The organism is Streptomyces sp. NPDC004629 (genome assembly GCF_042873595.1).
In the GTDB taxonomy this organism is placed as follows: Bacteria; Actinomycetota; Actinomycetes; order Streptomycetales; family Streptomycetaceae; genus Streptomyces.
Genome location: NZ_JBIALO010000005.1, coordinates 38,591 through 52,145 on the forward strand (window position 1 = coordinate 38,591; position 13,555 = coordinate 52,145).

The 13,555-nt window shown below is 70.8% G+C and carries 12 protein-coding genes; 3 read left to right on the top strand and 9 right to left on the bottom strand.

Going from position 1 to position 13,555, the window contains the following annotated elements; genetic code table 11:
* Nucleotides 1-106 precede the first annotated feature (106 nt).
* The 9 genes from ACFYTE_RS08975 to ACFYTE_RS09015 all read right to left on the bottom strand — a co-directional run bounded on the left by ACFYTE_RS08975 (nt 107) and on the right by ACFYTE_RS09015 (nt 10,257).
* Nucleotides 107-940 carry a shikimate dehydrogenase gene (locus ACFYTE_RS08975; protein ID WP_388706912.1) on the bottom strand — a complete coding sequence of 278 codons (834 nt, stop codon included), beginning with the start codon at nt 938-940 and terminating at the stop codon, nt 107-109.
* A gap of 90 nt (nt 941-1,030) precedes the next feature.
* A complete protein-coding gene (mltG, locus tag ACFYTE_RS08980) occupies nt 1,031-2,938 on the bottom strand; it encodes an endolytic transglycosylase MltG (protein WP_388706915.1) in 1,908 nt (635 codons plus the stop codon).
* Nucleotides 2,939-3,057: 119 nt separating this feature from the next.
* On the bottom strand, nt 3,058-3,522 hold the full coding sequence (gene ruvX / locus ACFYTE_RS08985) for a Holliday junction resolvase RuvX (RefSeq protein WP_388706917.1): 465 nt from the start codon (nt 3,520-3,522) through the stop codon (nt 3,058-3,060).
* Between the two features lie 15 nt (nt 3,523-3,537).
* The gene (alaS, locus tag ACFYTE_RS08990; protein WP_388706920.1) at nt 3,538-6,210 is read right to left on the bottom strand and encodes an alanine--tRNA ligase; all 2,673 of its coding nucleotides are present in this window, start codon (nt 6,208-6,210) and stop codon (nt 3,538-3,540) included.
* Nucleotides 6,210-6,554, bottom strand: a complete 345-nt coding sequence (locus tag ACFYTE_RS08995; RefSeq protein WP_388706923.1) for a hypothetical protein — start codon at nt 6,552-6,554, stop codon at nt 6,210-6,212. Before ACFYTE_RS08995 ends, alaS begins: the two co-directional genes overlap by 1 nt.
* Before the next feature lie 7 nt (nt 6,555-6,561).
* Entirely contained in the window at nt 6,562-7,008 is a 447-nt protein-coding gene (locus ACFYTE_RS09000; protein ID WP_388706925.1) for a DUF948 domain-containing protein, read from the bottom strand.
* 234 nt (nt 7,009-7,242) lie between these two features.
* Nucleotides 7,243-7,857 (bottom strand): 30S ribosomal protein S4, encoded by a 615-nt coding sequence (rpsD, locus tag ACFYTE_RS09005; RefSeq protein ID WP_388706928.1) that lies wholly within the window; start codon nt 7,855-7,857, stop codon nt 7,243-7,245.
* A gap of 313 nt (nt 7,858-8,170) precedes the next feature.
* The gene (locus tag ACFYTE_RS09010; protein WP_388706930.1) at nt 8,171-9,526 is read right to left on the bottom strand and encodes a replication-associated recombination protein A; all 1,356 of its coding nucleotides are present in this window, start codon (nt 9,524-9,526) and stop codon (nt 8,171-8,173) included.
* Between the two features lie 77 nt (nt 9,527-9,603).
* Complete coding sequence (locus ACFYTE_RS09015; protein WP_388706932.1) at nt 9,604-10,257, bottom strand: vitamin K epoxide reductase family protein; 654 nt, start codon at nt 10,255-10,257, stop codon at nt 9,604-9,606.
* Between the two features lie 146 nt (nt 10,258-10,403).
* Here ACFYTE_RS09015 and ACFYTE_RS09020 point away from each other — a divergent pair, with 146 nt between their 5' ends.
* The 3 genes from ACFYTE_RS09020 to ACFYTE_RS09030 are packed head-to-tail and all read left to right on the top strand — an operon-like array spanning nt 10,404 to nt 13,551.
* Nucleotides 10,404-11,354, top strand: a complete 951-nt coding sequence (locus ACFYTE_RS09020) for an ABC transporter ATP-binding protein (RefSeq protein ID WP_388706934.1) — start codon at nt 10,404-10,406, stop codon at nt 11,352-11,354.
* The gene (locus ACFYTE_RS09025; protein ID WP_388706937.1) at nt 11,351-12,196 is read left to right on the top strand and encodes an ABC transporter permease; all 846 of its coding nucleotides are present in this window, start codon (nt 11,351-11,353) and stop codon (nt 12,194-12,196) included. The genes ACFYTE_RS09020 and ACFYTE_RS09025 overlap by 4 nt, the downstream gene beginning before the upstream one ends.
* The gene (locus ACFYTE_RS09030; RefSeq protein WP_388707580.1) at nt 12,193-13,551 is read left to right on the top strand and encodes a sensor histidine kinase; all 1,359 of its coding nucleotides are present in this window, start codon (nt 12,193-12,195) and stop codon (nt 13,549-13,551) included. The genes ACFYTE_RS09025 and ACFYTE_RS09030 overlap by 4 nt, the downstream gene beginning before the upstream one ends.
* Nucleotides 13,552-13,555: the final 4 nt, after the last annotated feature.

A 13,555-nucleotide genomic window follows, 5' to 3' on the forward strand; every position in this document is an offset into this window, starting at 1 on the left:
GCGACGGTGTGCCCGGGTGCGCGGCCCCGGTCCGCCACCTCCGATCCTCCCACGTCCGCCCCCGCGCAAGGCCGCCGGTCCAGCAGGCGGACGCCGAATGGACACGTCAGCGTTCGGCGAGGGCCTTCTCCCCCGCCCGGCGCATGGCCTCCAGCGGGGCCGGTGCGCGGCCGGTCATCTGCTCGACCTGGAGCACGGCCTGGTGGACGAGGAGGTCGAGGCCGCCGACGACGGCCCCGCCGGACATGGACCAGCGGGCCGCGAGAGCGGTCGGCCAGGGCTCGTAGAGCACGTCGAAGAGGGTGGCGGGCCGCTCCGGTACGACGGTGGCGAGCGCGTCGGTGGTGCCCGCCGGCGTGGTGGCGATGACCAGCGGGGCGTGCAGCGCCTCGGCGGCGTCGGCCCAGTCCGCGGTGCGGATCTCGACGTCGAGCCGTTCGCCCCACTGCCGCATCTCGGCGGCGCGGGCCGCGCTGCGGACGTAGGCGACGACCTCGCCGGTGCAGATCCGCGCCAGGGCGGCGAGCGCGGAGGAGGCGGTGGCGCCGGCACCGAGGATCGCGGCGGAGCCGACCTGTTCGATTCCGTGCTCGCGCAGCGCGGCCACCATGCCCGGGATGTCGGTGTTGTCGCCGACGCTGCGGCCGTCCTCGGTGAACACGACCGTGTTGACCGCGTCGACCGAGGCGGCCGTCTCGGTGATCTCGTCGACCAGCGGGATGACCGCGCGCTTGAGCGGCATGGTCAGCGAGAGCCCTGCCCACTCGGGGCCCAGCCGCGCGAGGAAGCCGGGCAGCCCGGCCTCGTCGACCTCGAAGCGCTCGTACACCCAGTCGGTGAGCCCGAGTTCGGCGTACGCGGCGCGGTGCAGCACCGGGGAGAGCGAGTGCGCGATGGGGGATCCGAGCACGGCGGCCCGCTTGTACCGAACGTTTTCCATCACCGCTCCGCCGCTCTTCACCGACCCGATGTGCATCGGGCTGCAACGGTACCGGAGCCGCCCGCCGCCGAGCGCGGCGGGCGGGCGGTGTCAGCGGCCGCTGTTGGCGTTGAACTTGTCCTTCAGTTTCTGGAACTCGTCGAAGGTCTTGGCGAATTCCGTGTTGCTCTCGCCGTCGGTCGCCACGAAGTAGATCCAGCCGTCGTGGGTCGGATTGAGCGTGGCCTTCAGGGCGTCGTCGCTCGGGTTTCCGATCGGACCGGGCGGCAGGCCCGCGTTGGTGTAAGTGTTGTACGGGTCCTTGTTGCTCTGGATCTCGGACTCGCTGATGTGGATGTTGCTCTGGCCCTTAAGGTAGTTGTACGTCGAGTCGAACTGCAGCAGCCGGTTGGTCTCGGTGTTCGTGGGCTTGAGACGGTTGTAGATCACTTCCGCCATCTTGCGGAAGTCGTCGTGCGTCTTGCCCTCGGCCTGGACCAGGCTCGCGACGGTGACGAGCTGGAAGGGGTTCGCGAGGTCGAGTTCCTTGGCCTTGGCCTCAAGGCCGTAGCCGGCGTACTTCTGCTTGGCCTGGGCGACCATCTGCTTCAGGACGGCGTCGGGCTTCATGCCCTTCGCGGCCGGGTAGGTGCCGGGGAAGAGGAAGCCCTCCAGCGGGTCCCGGATCCGGCTGTTGTTCTGCGCCCAGCTCGGCATCCCGAGCTTCTTGTACTCCTTCTTGGCGGTCTTTTGCGTGGTGCCGGATGCGAGGCCGAGTTGTTTGTCGATCGCCTGGTACACCTGGGCATTGCGTTCACCCGGTTTGACCAGCACATTGCTCTGGCTCGTCGGGTCGAGCATCAATTTCACGGCGCTGGCGGCGGACATCTCTTTCTTCAGCAGATAGGCGCCGGCCTGGATCGTGCCGCCCTCGGGGTTCTGCGTCTGGGCGGAGACGAACGCGTCGACGCTCTTGACGACCCCGGCGTCCTTCAGCCGTCGCCCGATCTCGTAACCGCCCGCGCCTTTGGGGATTTCCACGGTCACGGTTTCGTTCGTGCCGTTGCCCGCATAGTCCGGGGCCGCGCCGAAACGATTTTGGTAGAACTTCAATCCGAAGTATCCGACCCCGCCGAGGCCGCCGCCGAAGACGAGGACGACCACCATGCACGCGCAGCCGTTGCGCCGTTTCTTGGCTCCTTTGCCGCCCTTCGCGCCCTTGCCCCTGCGGTCGCCGCGCCCGCGGCGCGCCGTCGGATCATGGTCGAGGTCGTCGTCGGAATCGTCATCGCCGCCGCCCGCGAAGAACGCGTGCTCGCCCTGGTCCGGGCCGGGGTCCCAGTCGGTCTCGGGCTCCGGCTCGGGTCGTCTGCGGCCGGGCGGCCGCGGCGGCGGATAGGCGTCGGGGGTGCCGTAGAGGTCGGGCTGCTCCGCGCCGTACGCCACGGGCTGCTGGCCGTAGGGGTCGCCCGGGTCGGCGGCGTACGGCACCTGGCCGTGGGTGCCGGTGGCGTCCCAGCCGCCCTGCGGGTACTGCGGCTGGGGCTGCGCCGGGTACTGCGGCTGGCCGTGGCCGCCGTAGTGCTGCTGGTCCTGACCGTCGTTGTGGTGCTGCTGGTGACCGCCGTAGTGCTGCTGCTCGTGACCGTCGTTGTGGTGCTGCTGGTGACCGCCGTAGTGCTGCTGGTCCTGACCGCCGTAGTGCTGCTGGTTGTGACCCGTGTGGTGCTGCTGCTCGTGGCCGGTGTAGTGCTCGTTGCCCTGCTGTGCGTACTGCTGGTGGCCCTGTTCCCCGTAGTGCTGGTACTGCTGCCGGCCGTACTGGTCGTACCCGGGCTGCTGCTGGTGCCAGCCGTCGTACTGCGACTGCTGCGACTGCTGCGGGTCGTGCTGGGGCAGGCCGCCGTAGGGGACCTGCTGACCCGCCTGGGTCTGCTGGCCTCCCCATCCGCCGTCCCCGTACAACGGGTCCTCCGGATGCCACGGTTCGGGGCCTGGGCCCCGGCCATACTCAGTCATCGATCCCCTAGAGCCGCGAGGCGGCGGTCACGCGGCTTCCGCCGGCTCCCGTTCCGCCTCTTGCTGTGCGGCAGCTGTTCGAACACCGCCGCATCGCGCGGAACGTTACCGTATCGCGATCAGATGACCACTTCGACGCCCTCGCCGGGTGCCTTGCCTGACACCCGTTCGGATTCGAGGGACTGCTGAAGGATGATCACGGCCGCGGCCTGGTCGATGACGGAGCGGCCCTTCTTCGACCTGACACCCGAGGCGCGCAGTCCCTGGCCGGCCGTCACGGTGGTCAGCCGCTCGTCCACGAGCCGTACCGGGACGGGCGCGATGCCCTTGGCCAGCTCCTGGGCGAAGGCGCGCACCTTGACCGCGGCCGGGCCCTCGCCCCCCTTGAGGGAGCGGGGCAGGCCGACGACGACCTCGATCGGCTCGTACTCCTCGACGAGTTGCCCGAGCCGGCGGTGGGCGGCCGGGACGTCCCGGCCGGGGACGGTCTCCACCGGGGTGGCGAGGATCCCGTCGGGGTCGCACGAGGCGACCCCGATGCGGGCGTCCCCGACGTCGATCGCGAGCCGACGTCCTCTGCGCATGATCTGGGCCGTCCCCTACTTGGCGGTCTCGGCGACCAGGCGTTCGACGGCGTCCACGGCGTCGCCGATGGCGGCCGGGTGCTGACCGCCGCCCTGGGCGACGTCCGGCTTGCCGCCACCGCCGCCGCCGAGCGTCTTGGCGGCGGCGCGGACCAGGTCACCGGCCTTGAGGCCGCGCTCGCGGGCGGCCTCGTTGGTGGCGATGACCGTGAGCGGCTTGCCGTTCGCCACGGTGAACAGGGCGACGACGGCACCCCGGCCGCCCTGGATGCGCCCGCGCACATCGAGGACCAGCTTGCGCAGGTCGTCCGGCGTGGTGCCGTCCGGCACCCGGCCCGTGACGACGGCGATCCCGCGGACGTCCTTGGCGGACTCGGCGAGACCGGCGGCGGCCTGGAGCACCTTCTCGGCGCGGAACTTCTCGATCTCCTTCTCGGCGTCCTTCAGCTTGCCGAGCATCGAGGAGACCTTCTCCGGCAGGTCCTCCGGGCGGCCCTTGAGCAGCTCGGTGAGCTGGTTGACGACCGTGTGCTCGCGGGCGAGGAAGGCGTAGGCGTCCACGCCGACCAGAGCCTCGATGCGGCGCACACCGGAGCCGATGGAGGACTCGCCGAGCAGCTTCACCAGGCCCAGCTGGGCGGTGTTGTGCACATGCGTGCCGCCGCACAGCTCCTTGGAGAAGTCGCCGATGGTCACGACGCGGACCCGCTCACCGTACTTCTCGCCGAACTCGGCGATGGCGCCCTGCTTCTTGGCCTCGTCGATGCCCATGATCTCGGCGTGCACGTCGAGATCGCGGGCCAGCACCTCGTTGATCTTCTGTTCGACGTCGGTCATCACGGCCGTGGGCACGGCGGACGGGGAGCCGAAGTCGAAGCGGAAGCGGCCGGGCTGGTTCTCCGAACCGGCCTGGGCGGCGGTCGGGCCGAGGGCGTCGCGCAGCGCCTGGTGGGTGAGGTGGGTGGCCGAGTGGGCGCGGGCGATGGCCTTGCGCCGGCGGTGGTCGATGGAGGCGTGGGCCTTGGCGCCGACGGTCACCTCGCCGACCTGGACGACGCCCTTGTGCACGTACACGCCGGGCACCGGCTTCTGGGTGTCGCGGACCTCGATGACGGCACCGGAGTCGGCCCTGATCCGGCCGGTGTCGCCGATCTGGCCGCCGCCCTCGGCGTAGAACGGGGTGCGGTCGAGGACGATCTCGACCTCGTCGCCCTCCGTGGCGGCGGGCGAGGAGACGCCGTCGACCAGGATGCCGACGACCGTGGACTCGCCCTCGGTGTCGGCGTAGCCGATGAAGTCGGTCTCGCCGGCCGAGTCGGCGATCTCCCGGTAGGCGCCGAGGTCGGCGTGGCCGGTCTTCTTGGCCTGGGCGTCGGCCTTGGCGCGCTCCCGCTGCTCCTTCATCAGGCGGCGGAAGCCCTCCTCGTCCACGGACAGGCCCTGTTCGGCGGCCATCTCCAGGGTGAGGTCGATGGGGAAGCCCCAGGTGTCATGGAGCAGGAAGGCCTTGTCGCCGGGCAGGACCGTGCCGCCGGAGGCCTTGGTCTCGGTGACCGCGGTGTCGAGGATGTTGGTGCCGGCCTTCAGCGTCTTGAGGAAGGCGGCCTCCTCGGCGAGGGCGACCTTCTCGATGCGCTCGCGGTCGGTGACCAGCTCCGGGTACTGCCGGCCCATCGTGCCGATCACCGTTTCGATCAGGTCCTTGACGACCGGACCGGTGGCGCCCAGCAGCCGCATGTTGCGGATGGCGCGGCGCATGATGCGGCGCAGCACATAGCCGCGACCCTCGTTGCCGGGGGTCACACCGTCGCCGATGAGCATGGTGGCGGTGCGCATATGGTCGGTGACCACGCGCAGGGAGACGTCCGAGGCGTGGGCGTCGCCGTAGGCGACACCGGTCAGCTCGGTGGCCTTGTCGATCACCGCCATGGAGGTGTCGATCTCGTACATGTTCTGCACGTCCTGCAGAATCATGGCGAGCCGTTCCAGGCCGAGGCCGGTGTCGATGTTCTTGCTCGGCAGATCGCCGAGGATCTCGAAGTTGTCCTTGCCGGTGCCCTCGCCGCGTTCGTACTGCATGAAGACGAGGTTCCAGATCTCCACGTACCGCTCGTCGTTGACGGCGGGGCCGCCCTCGACGCCGAACTCGGGGCCGCGGTCGTAGTTGATCTCGGAGCAGGGGCCGCACGGGCCGGGGACGCCCATGGACCAGAAGTTGTCCTTCATGCCCAGGCGCTGGATGCGCTCCTTGGGCACGCCGACGGCCTCGTGCCAGATCTGCTCGGCCTCGTCGTCGTCCTTGTAGACGGTGATCCACAGGCGTTCGGGGTCGAGGCCGTAACCACCCTTGTCCTGGGGCGTGGTGAGCAGCTCCCAGGCGAGCTTGATGGCGCCTTCCTTGAAGTAGTCACCGAAGGAGAAGTTGCCGCACATCTGGAAGAACGTGCCGTGCCGGGTGGTCTTGCCGACCTCCTCGATGTCCGGCGTGCGTACGCACTTCTGCACGCTGGTGGCGCGCGGGAAGGGCGGCTTGACCTCGCCCAGGAAGTAGGGCTTGAAGGGCACCATGCCGGCCGGGACGAGGAGCAGAGTCGGGTCGTCCGCGATGAGCGACGCCGAAGGGACGACGGTGTGACCGCGCTCCTCGAAGAAGCTCAACCAGCGGCGACGAATCTCGGCCGACTCCATCAGTGGTCCTCATTCCGGTCGTGCGAGTACGTCGTGGGGTCGACGTACGTCGGGTTGCTGCGGTTCTCGATGGCGGCGTAGCGCCTGGGGGCGGGGAGCTGCGGGTCCTCGTGGATGCCGAGGGCGTCTTCGAGTTCGGCTTCCCGCTGGGCCATGTTGTCGCGGACGTCGAGGGCGAAGCCCACCGCTCGGTCCTTGACGCGCCGGCCCGTCACGAGCGCCTTGTTGGCCGCGGTCGCGGCGAGGCTTTCCGGGGTCAGCTGCTTCAGCTTGCGGTTGACCTTGGTGGTGGCCCAGACGCCGGCGGCGACGCCCGTGGTGAACCAGAACGTACGGCGGAACATCGCTCGGTCAGTCTCTCTTTTCCCGGGTGTTCCGCTTCCCCCGTCGCGCGGACGGGATGGTGCGGCCCACGATCACGGTACGCCGGGGCGCCTTGCCGGGCACGTCCTCGCGCCGGCCGGTGATGGCCCGGCGCACGCCGTAGCCGAACGCCGCGACCTTGACGAGGGGGCCGCCGAAGGTGGAGGCGACGGTCGTCGACAGCGCCGAGGCGTTGGACGTGACCTCCTGGACGTCCGAGGCGATGGCGTCGACCCGGTCGATCTGGGTCTGCGCGGAGCGCACGGCGGCGGAGGCGTCGGCGAGCAGCGGGACGGCCTGATCGGTCACGTCCGCCACCAGTTTGGTGGTCGCCTTGAGCGTCTGGGCCAGCCTCGCCAGGGCGACGGCGAGGAAGGAGACCAGGATCGCCCAGAAGACGGCCACCAGGATCCCGGCAACCTCTCCACCGGACACGCTGCACCGCTCCCTGTTGTCACTGGGGTGCCCATGGGCTGCCGCTGGGCACCTGCCGACGGGCACTTTCAAAAGTCGCCATCCGACCCTATCGCGCCCGCGGTGGCCCGCCGTACCGGATTTCGGCTTCCGGAAGGCGTCGGGTGGACGAAAGTGCCCGCCGCTTCCCACCGGTGCGGTGGGAAGCGGCGGGCGAGGCGCGAGGCCTGGTGGTACTGCCGCCGCCGAGGGTGATCAGCGGGCGTAGTACTCGACGACGAGTTGCTCGTCGCAGATCACCGGGACTTCCTTGCGGTTCGGCTCGCGGTCCAGGCGGAACGCCAGGGCCTTGAGGTTCACCTGGAGGTAGCGCGGGGTCTCGCCGTCGGGGGCGAAGCCGCCCTCGCGGGCGATCTGGAAGAGCGTCTTGTCCTTGCTGCGGTCGCGGACCTGGATGACGTCGTCCGGGCGCACGCGGTAGGACGGCTTGTCCACCTTCTGGCCGTTGACCTGGATGTGGCCGTGGACGACCATCTGGCGGGCCTGGTAGATCGTGCGGGCGATGCCCGAACGCAGGACCAGCGCGTCGAGACGGCGCTCCAGCTCGACGATCAGGGCCTCACCGGTCTTGCCCTGGACCTTGGACGCACGCTCGTAGGCGCGCACCAGCTGGCGCTCGGAGATGTCGTACTGAGCGCGCAGGCGCTGCTTCTCCAGCAGACGGACCTTGTAGTCCGAGTTCTGCTTGCGGCCGCGGCCGTGCTCACCCGGCGGGTAGGGACGGGCCTCGAAGTACTTGACGGCCTTCGGGGTCAGCGCGATGCCGAGGGCACGCGACTTCTTGACCTTGGGGCGGGACTGGTTCGCCACTGTTTCTGTCTTCTTTCGTCGTTTCGGCTTGTCAGCGTGGAGAGTGGTGCGGGAGGTCGCATCCGCAGCCGGGGAATCCCGCCGGGTCCGCAGGGGACCTGTTGGGCAGCCGCTTCCCTGGTCTGGGCACATACGTGCAGCACGCGAGTGGCCCACCGGCCGGTCCCGGGACTCCGGGTGGTGGTGGGCTGCCCGCGACACCGTTCGACGGTGCGCGACGCTCCTGGAGCCAGCCCCGAGGGACTGGGTCTCCGGCTGGCTGTCCCGCTCTGACGGCGCGGGACTCAGCACTTTTCGGCAGTCTACAGGGCGCTCAGGACCGCTTGCGACCGAGGTGCTTCCTGGTCCATTCGACCGCGTCCGCGTACCGGGCCTCGGCGCCGTGCCGGGTCGGGGTGTAGTACTCGCGGTCCTGGAGGGCGTCAGGCGCGTACTGCTGGGTCGCGATGCCCTCGGGCAGGTCGTGCGGGTACACATACCCCTGGGCGTGGCCGAGCTTGGCGGCGCCCTTGTAGTGCCCGTCGCGCAGATGCGGCGGGACCGGGCCCGCAAGCCCCTTGCGTACGTCGTCCAGGGCGGCGCCGATCGCGGTCGTCGCGGCGTTGGACTTGGGGGCGAGGGCCAGGGCGATGGTGGTGTGGCTGAGGGTGAGGGCCGCCTCCGGGAAACCGATCATGGCGACGGCCTGGGCGGCGGCCACCGCGAGCGGCAGGGCGTTCGGATCGGCGAGGCCGATGTCCTCGCTGGCGGAGATCATCAGCCGGCGGGCGATGAAGCGGGGGTCCTCGCCGGCCTCGATCATCCGGGCCAGGTAGTGCAGGGCCGCGTCCACGTCGGAGCCGCGGATGGACTTGATGAGCGCGCTCGCCACGTCGTAGTGCTGGTCGCCGTCGCGGTCGTACTTCACGGCGGCTCGGTCGACCGTCTCCTCCAGGGTGCCGAGCGCGATCTCCGGCTCGCCCTTGTCGAGCGCGGCGCCGGCCGCCGCCTCCAGGGCGGTCAGGGCGCGGCGGGCGTCGCCGCCGGCGATCCGCAGCAGGTGGTCCTCGGTGTCCTCGGGGAGGGCGACGGCCGCGCCGAGGCCCCGCTCGTCGGCCAGCGCGCGGCGGAGCAGCCCGCGCACGTCGTCGTCCGTGAGGGGTTCGAGGGTGAGCAGGAGGGAGCGGGACAGCAGGGGGGAGATCACCGAGAAGTACGGGTTCTCGGTGGTGGCCGCGATCAGGGTCACCCAGCGGTTCTCGACCGCCGGGAGCAGGGAGTCCTGCTGGGCCTTGCTGAAGCGGTGGATCTCGTCCAGGAAGAGGACCGTCTCCTTGCCGAAGCCCCCGGTGGCGCGGCGTGCGCCGTCGATGACCGCGCGGACCTCCTTGACGCCCGCGGTGATCGCGGACAGTTCCACGAAGCGCTTGTTGGTGGCCTTGGAGACGACGTACGCCAGGGTCGTCTTGCCGGTGCCGGGCGGGCCCCAGAGGATCACCGAGGAGGGCCCGGCAGGGCCGCCCGCTCCCTCGCCGACCAGCCGGCGCAGGGGCGAGCCGGGCTTCAGCAGGTGTTGCTGGCCCACCACCTCGTCGAGGGTGCGCGGGCGCATCCGCACCGCCAGGGGGCTGCCTGCCGGGTCCTTCTCCTGGCGCTCTTCCGCCGCGGCGGTGAACAGGTCGGGTTCCACGCTGAAACCCTAAATCACCGCACTGACAACGCGGCCGGGCCCCGGTGCCGGCAACGCGGCGGGGACCCGGTCCGGGCTCAGCCGGTCCAGAAGTCCCACCAGCGGGTCAGGATCAGCATGCCGATGATGCCGACGTGCAGCACCGGGAGCACCCAGGTGAACTCGCCGAAGAAGCCCTTCAGCCAGCGCGGGGCGGGCAGGAAGTCCTTGCGGACGTTGAACGACGTCACGTACCAGAACATGATGATCGTGGCGACCCAGGCCAGGCAGCACCACAGGCACAGCGCGTTGATCCGGTACAGCGACTGGAACTGCAGCCAGGTGCAGAAGCCGACGCCGAAGAGCGTGCCGGCGTTGAAGGTCAGCCAGTACCAGCGTGGGAAGCGGGCCCGGGTGAGCAGGCTCATGCCGACGCAGATGACGATGCCGTAGCAGACCAGGCCGAGCATGGGGTTCGGGAAGCCGAAGACGGCGGCCTGCTTGCTCTCCATGACGCTGCCGCAGGAGACGACCGGGTTGAGACTGCACCCGGGGATGAAGGTCTTGCCCTCGACCTTCGCCTCCAGCAGCTTGAACTTGTCGATCGTGATGACCCAGGCGGCGAGCACCCCGGCCGCACCGGTGATCACCAGCAGCAGGGCGAAGGCGCGGCTGCCGCCCTCCGTCCGCGGTCCGGCGGCACGCTCGGGTCCGGGCTCGGTGGAGACGTCCTTGACTGTCGTCTTGCTCATCACGCCGATTCCGTCTGCTTGAGAGTTGGACCTTCTTCGGGCAGGGGCCATTGTGCCGCACCAGGGGGCCTGTCCACCGTTCGGTGGACATAAGGAGGTACGCACGGTCGTACCGGAGCGCTCAGTTCTGGCCGACCCTCAGTGCCATGACAGCACACGCGAACGACTTCGCGGTGGACGTACGGGGGCTGCGCAAGCAGTACGCGGACGTGACCGCGGTGGACGGCATCGATCTCGGCATCCGGCGGGGCGAGGTGTTCGGCCTGCTCGGACCCAATGGAGCGGGCAAGAGCACCACGGTGGAGATCCTTCAGGGCAACCGGTCCCGGGACGGCGGCGAGGTCTCGGTCCTGGGGGCGGACCCGGCGACCGCCACGCGCGCGTGGCGATCCCGTGTGGGAATCGTCTGGCAGGACGAATCGGCACCCGCCGAGTTGACGGTGCACGAGACCGTGCGGCATTTCGCCCGTTACTACCCGTGTCCGCGCGACCCGGAGGAGGTGATCGGCCTGGTCGGCCTCCAGGAGAAGGCGGGCAGCCGGATCAAGTCCCTCTCCGGCGGGCAGCGCCGCCGTCTCGACGTGGCGCTCGGGGTGATCGGCGGGCCCGAGCTGCTGCTCCTGGACGAGCCGACGACCGGTTTCGACCCGGCGGCCCGCCGGCGGTTCTGGGAGCTGATCCGGCTGCTCGCCGACGAGGGCACGACGATCGTGCTGACCACGCACTACCTGGAGGAGGCCGAGGCGCTCGCCGACCGGCTCGCCGTCGTCGCCCGGGGCCGGGTCGTCGCCATGGGCGGGCCCGGTGAACTGCGCGAGCGGTACGGCTCCGAGGCCACCGTGGAGTGGACAGGACCCGACGGCCGGGTGCGCACCGAGCGCACGGACACCCCGACGCGCACGGTCGCGCACCTCATGCGGCGCTTCGACGGCGAGATCCCGGGGCTGCGAGTCGGCCGCCCCACGCTGGAGGACGTCTATCTGCGGCTCACCGGACAGGTCACGGACCCGCTCGGCGCACGGCCCGCCCAAGAACGCGCCGCGGACCTCCCCGGCGACAGCGCCGACGACCTCGCCGGACGGGAGGACGCGCGGTGACCACGACCGAGACGCGCCCCCGCACGCAGGCCCGGTCCGACCGGCTGCCCGGGGCCTGGGCCGTCGGACTGCACCGGGGCGCACTGGAGATCAGGCAGTTCTTCCGGCAGCGCGACCAGGTGGTGTTCACCTTCGCCTTCCCGGTCGTCTTCCTCTTCCTGTTCGCGTCGATCTTCCAGGACGACGTGCGCGGCAGCGGCGTGACCGCCTCCCAGCTGTACGTGCCCGCGATGATGGCCTCGGGGATCATGTCGACGAGCTTCCAGTCGCTGGGCATCTCGATCGCCGTGGAGCGGGACGAGAAGGTGCTGCGGCGGCTGCGCGGCACACCGATGCCGCCGGCGGCGTACTTCCTCGGCAAGATCTGGCTGGTTCTGTTCACCGGGATCCTGGAGACGGCGATCCTTCTGCTCGTCGGCACCACGCTGTACGGCGTCGACCTGCCGTCGGACGCGGGCCGGTGGTTCGACTTCACATGGATCTTCGTGCTCGGTCTGACCGGGTGCGCGCTGCTCGGCATCGCGATCAGCTCGGTGCCCAGGTCGGCCAGGAGCGCGAGTTCCGTCGTCGTACTGCCGTTCCTGGTCGTGCAGTTCGTCTCCGGGGTCTACATCTCCATCGGCACCATCCCCGACTGGATGCTGAACATCGGCGCCCTGTTCCCGCTGAAGTGGCTGTGCCAGGGGCTGCGCGGGGTGTTTCTGCCCGACTCCGCGCGGGTCCTGGAGCAGGCGGGCAGCTGGGAGTTCGGCCGTATCGCCCTGGTGCTCGCCGCCTGGTGCGTCGGAGGATTGGCGCTGTGTCTGCTGACCTTCCGCTGGAAGAACCGGCGCGACGGATGACCGGCCGGGCCTCGGCGCGCGACGTGCACGCCTGGGACCGCACGATCCGGCTCTGGGACGCGTACTTCGCCATCGCCTGGGCGGCCACCCTGGTCCTCGTCCTCACGGCGGGGCAACCGGGGTGGCCCGTCCGGGCTCTCGCCGCCGGGCTGCTGCTCCCGCTGGTGCCCTGGTATGTGGCGCTGGGCCGGCCGCTGCTCCAGGAGGACATGCCGGACGGGCGGCGGGTGGTGCGTTATCTGACCGGGACGATCGCGCTGTTCCTGTCGTCGGCCGTGCTGACGGGCGAGGCGCGGCTGGCGACGTTCGCGCTCATCCCGCAGTGCTTCATGACGCTGCGGCTGCGCGGGGCGCTGGTGGCGGTCACCGTGATCAACCTGGTGCCGGTGCTCGCCGGGGCGCTGCTGTGGCGGCCGGCCGGCGCGGAGCTGTTCGCCGAGGCGCTCTCCGCGCTGGTCTCCCTCACCTTCTCGGTGGCGGTCGGCGGCTGGATCATCCGGATCATCAGGCAGAGCCGAGAACGGGCCGAGCTGATCGCGGAGTTGGACGCGAGCCGGCACGAGGTCGCCCGGCTGTCGGCCGCGCACGGCGCGCTGGCCGAGCGCGAGCGCATGGCCCGCGAGATCCACGACACCCTCGCCCAGGGCTTCACCAGCCTGCTGATGCTGGTCCAGGCGGTCGAGGCCGAGCTGGAGCACGACCTGCCGCTCGCCCGGCGCCATTTGGCGCTGATGGACGAGACGGCCCGGCAGAACCTCGCCGAGGCCCGGGCGCTGGTGGCCGGGGGCACCCCGGCCGATCTCGACGGCGCGTCCCTGCCGGACGCCCTGGGCCGGCTGGCCGCCCGGCACGGTGCGGTGCTGGAGGTGACCGGACCGGTGCGGGCGCTGCCCGCCGGGCCGGAGGTCGTGGCGCTGCGCTCCTGCCAGGAGGCGCTGGCCAACGCCCGCAAGCACGCGGGGAGTCCGGCAGCGTTGGGCATCCGTCTGCGGTACGCCGCGGGGACCCTGACCGTCTCGGTGCGCGACGACGGCCGCGGATTCGACCCGGCGGCCGTCCACGGCGGTTACGGCCTGGCCGGGCTGCGCGCCCGCGCCGCCGAGGTGGGCGGGACGGCTTCGGTGCGCAGCGCGCCCGGTGCGGGCACGACGGTCACCGTGTGCCTGCCCGTCCCCGCGGCCCCCATTGACACCGGTCCCGGCACAGGGCCGGGCACCGGACCCGCAAACGGACCCGCCCCGGATCCCGGCACCGGAGCGGACACCGGCTCCCCCCGCCCACCCCCGCACCGCACCCGGGGCCGAACCCGGTGCCGGTCCTGCCCCCGCCGCCGTCCCGTTCGCCGTGAGGAGTGAGTAC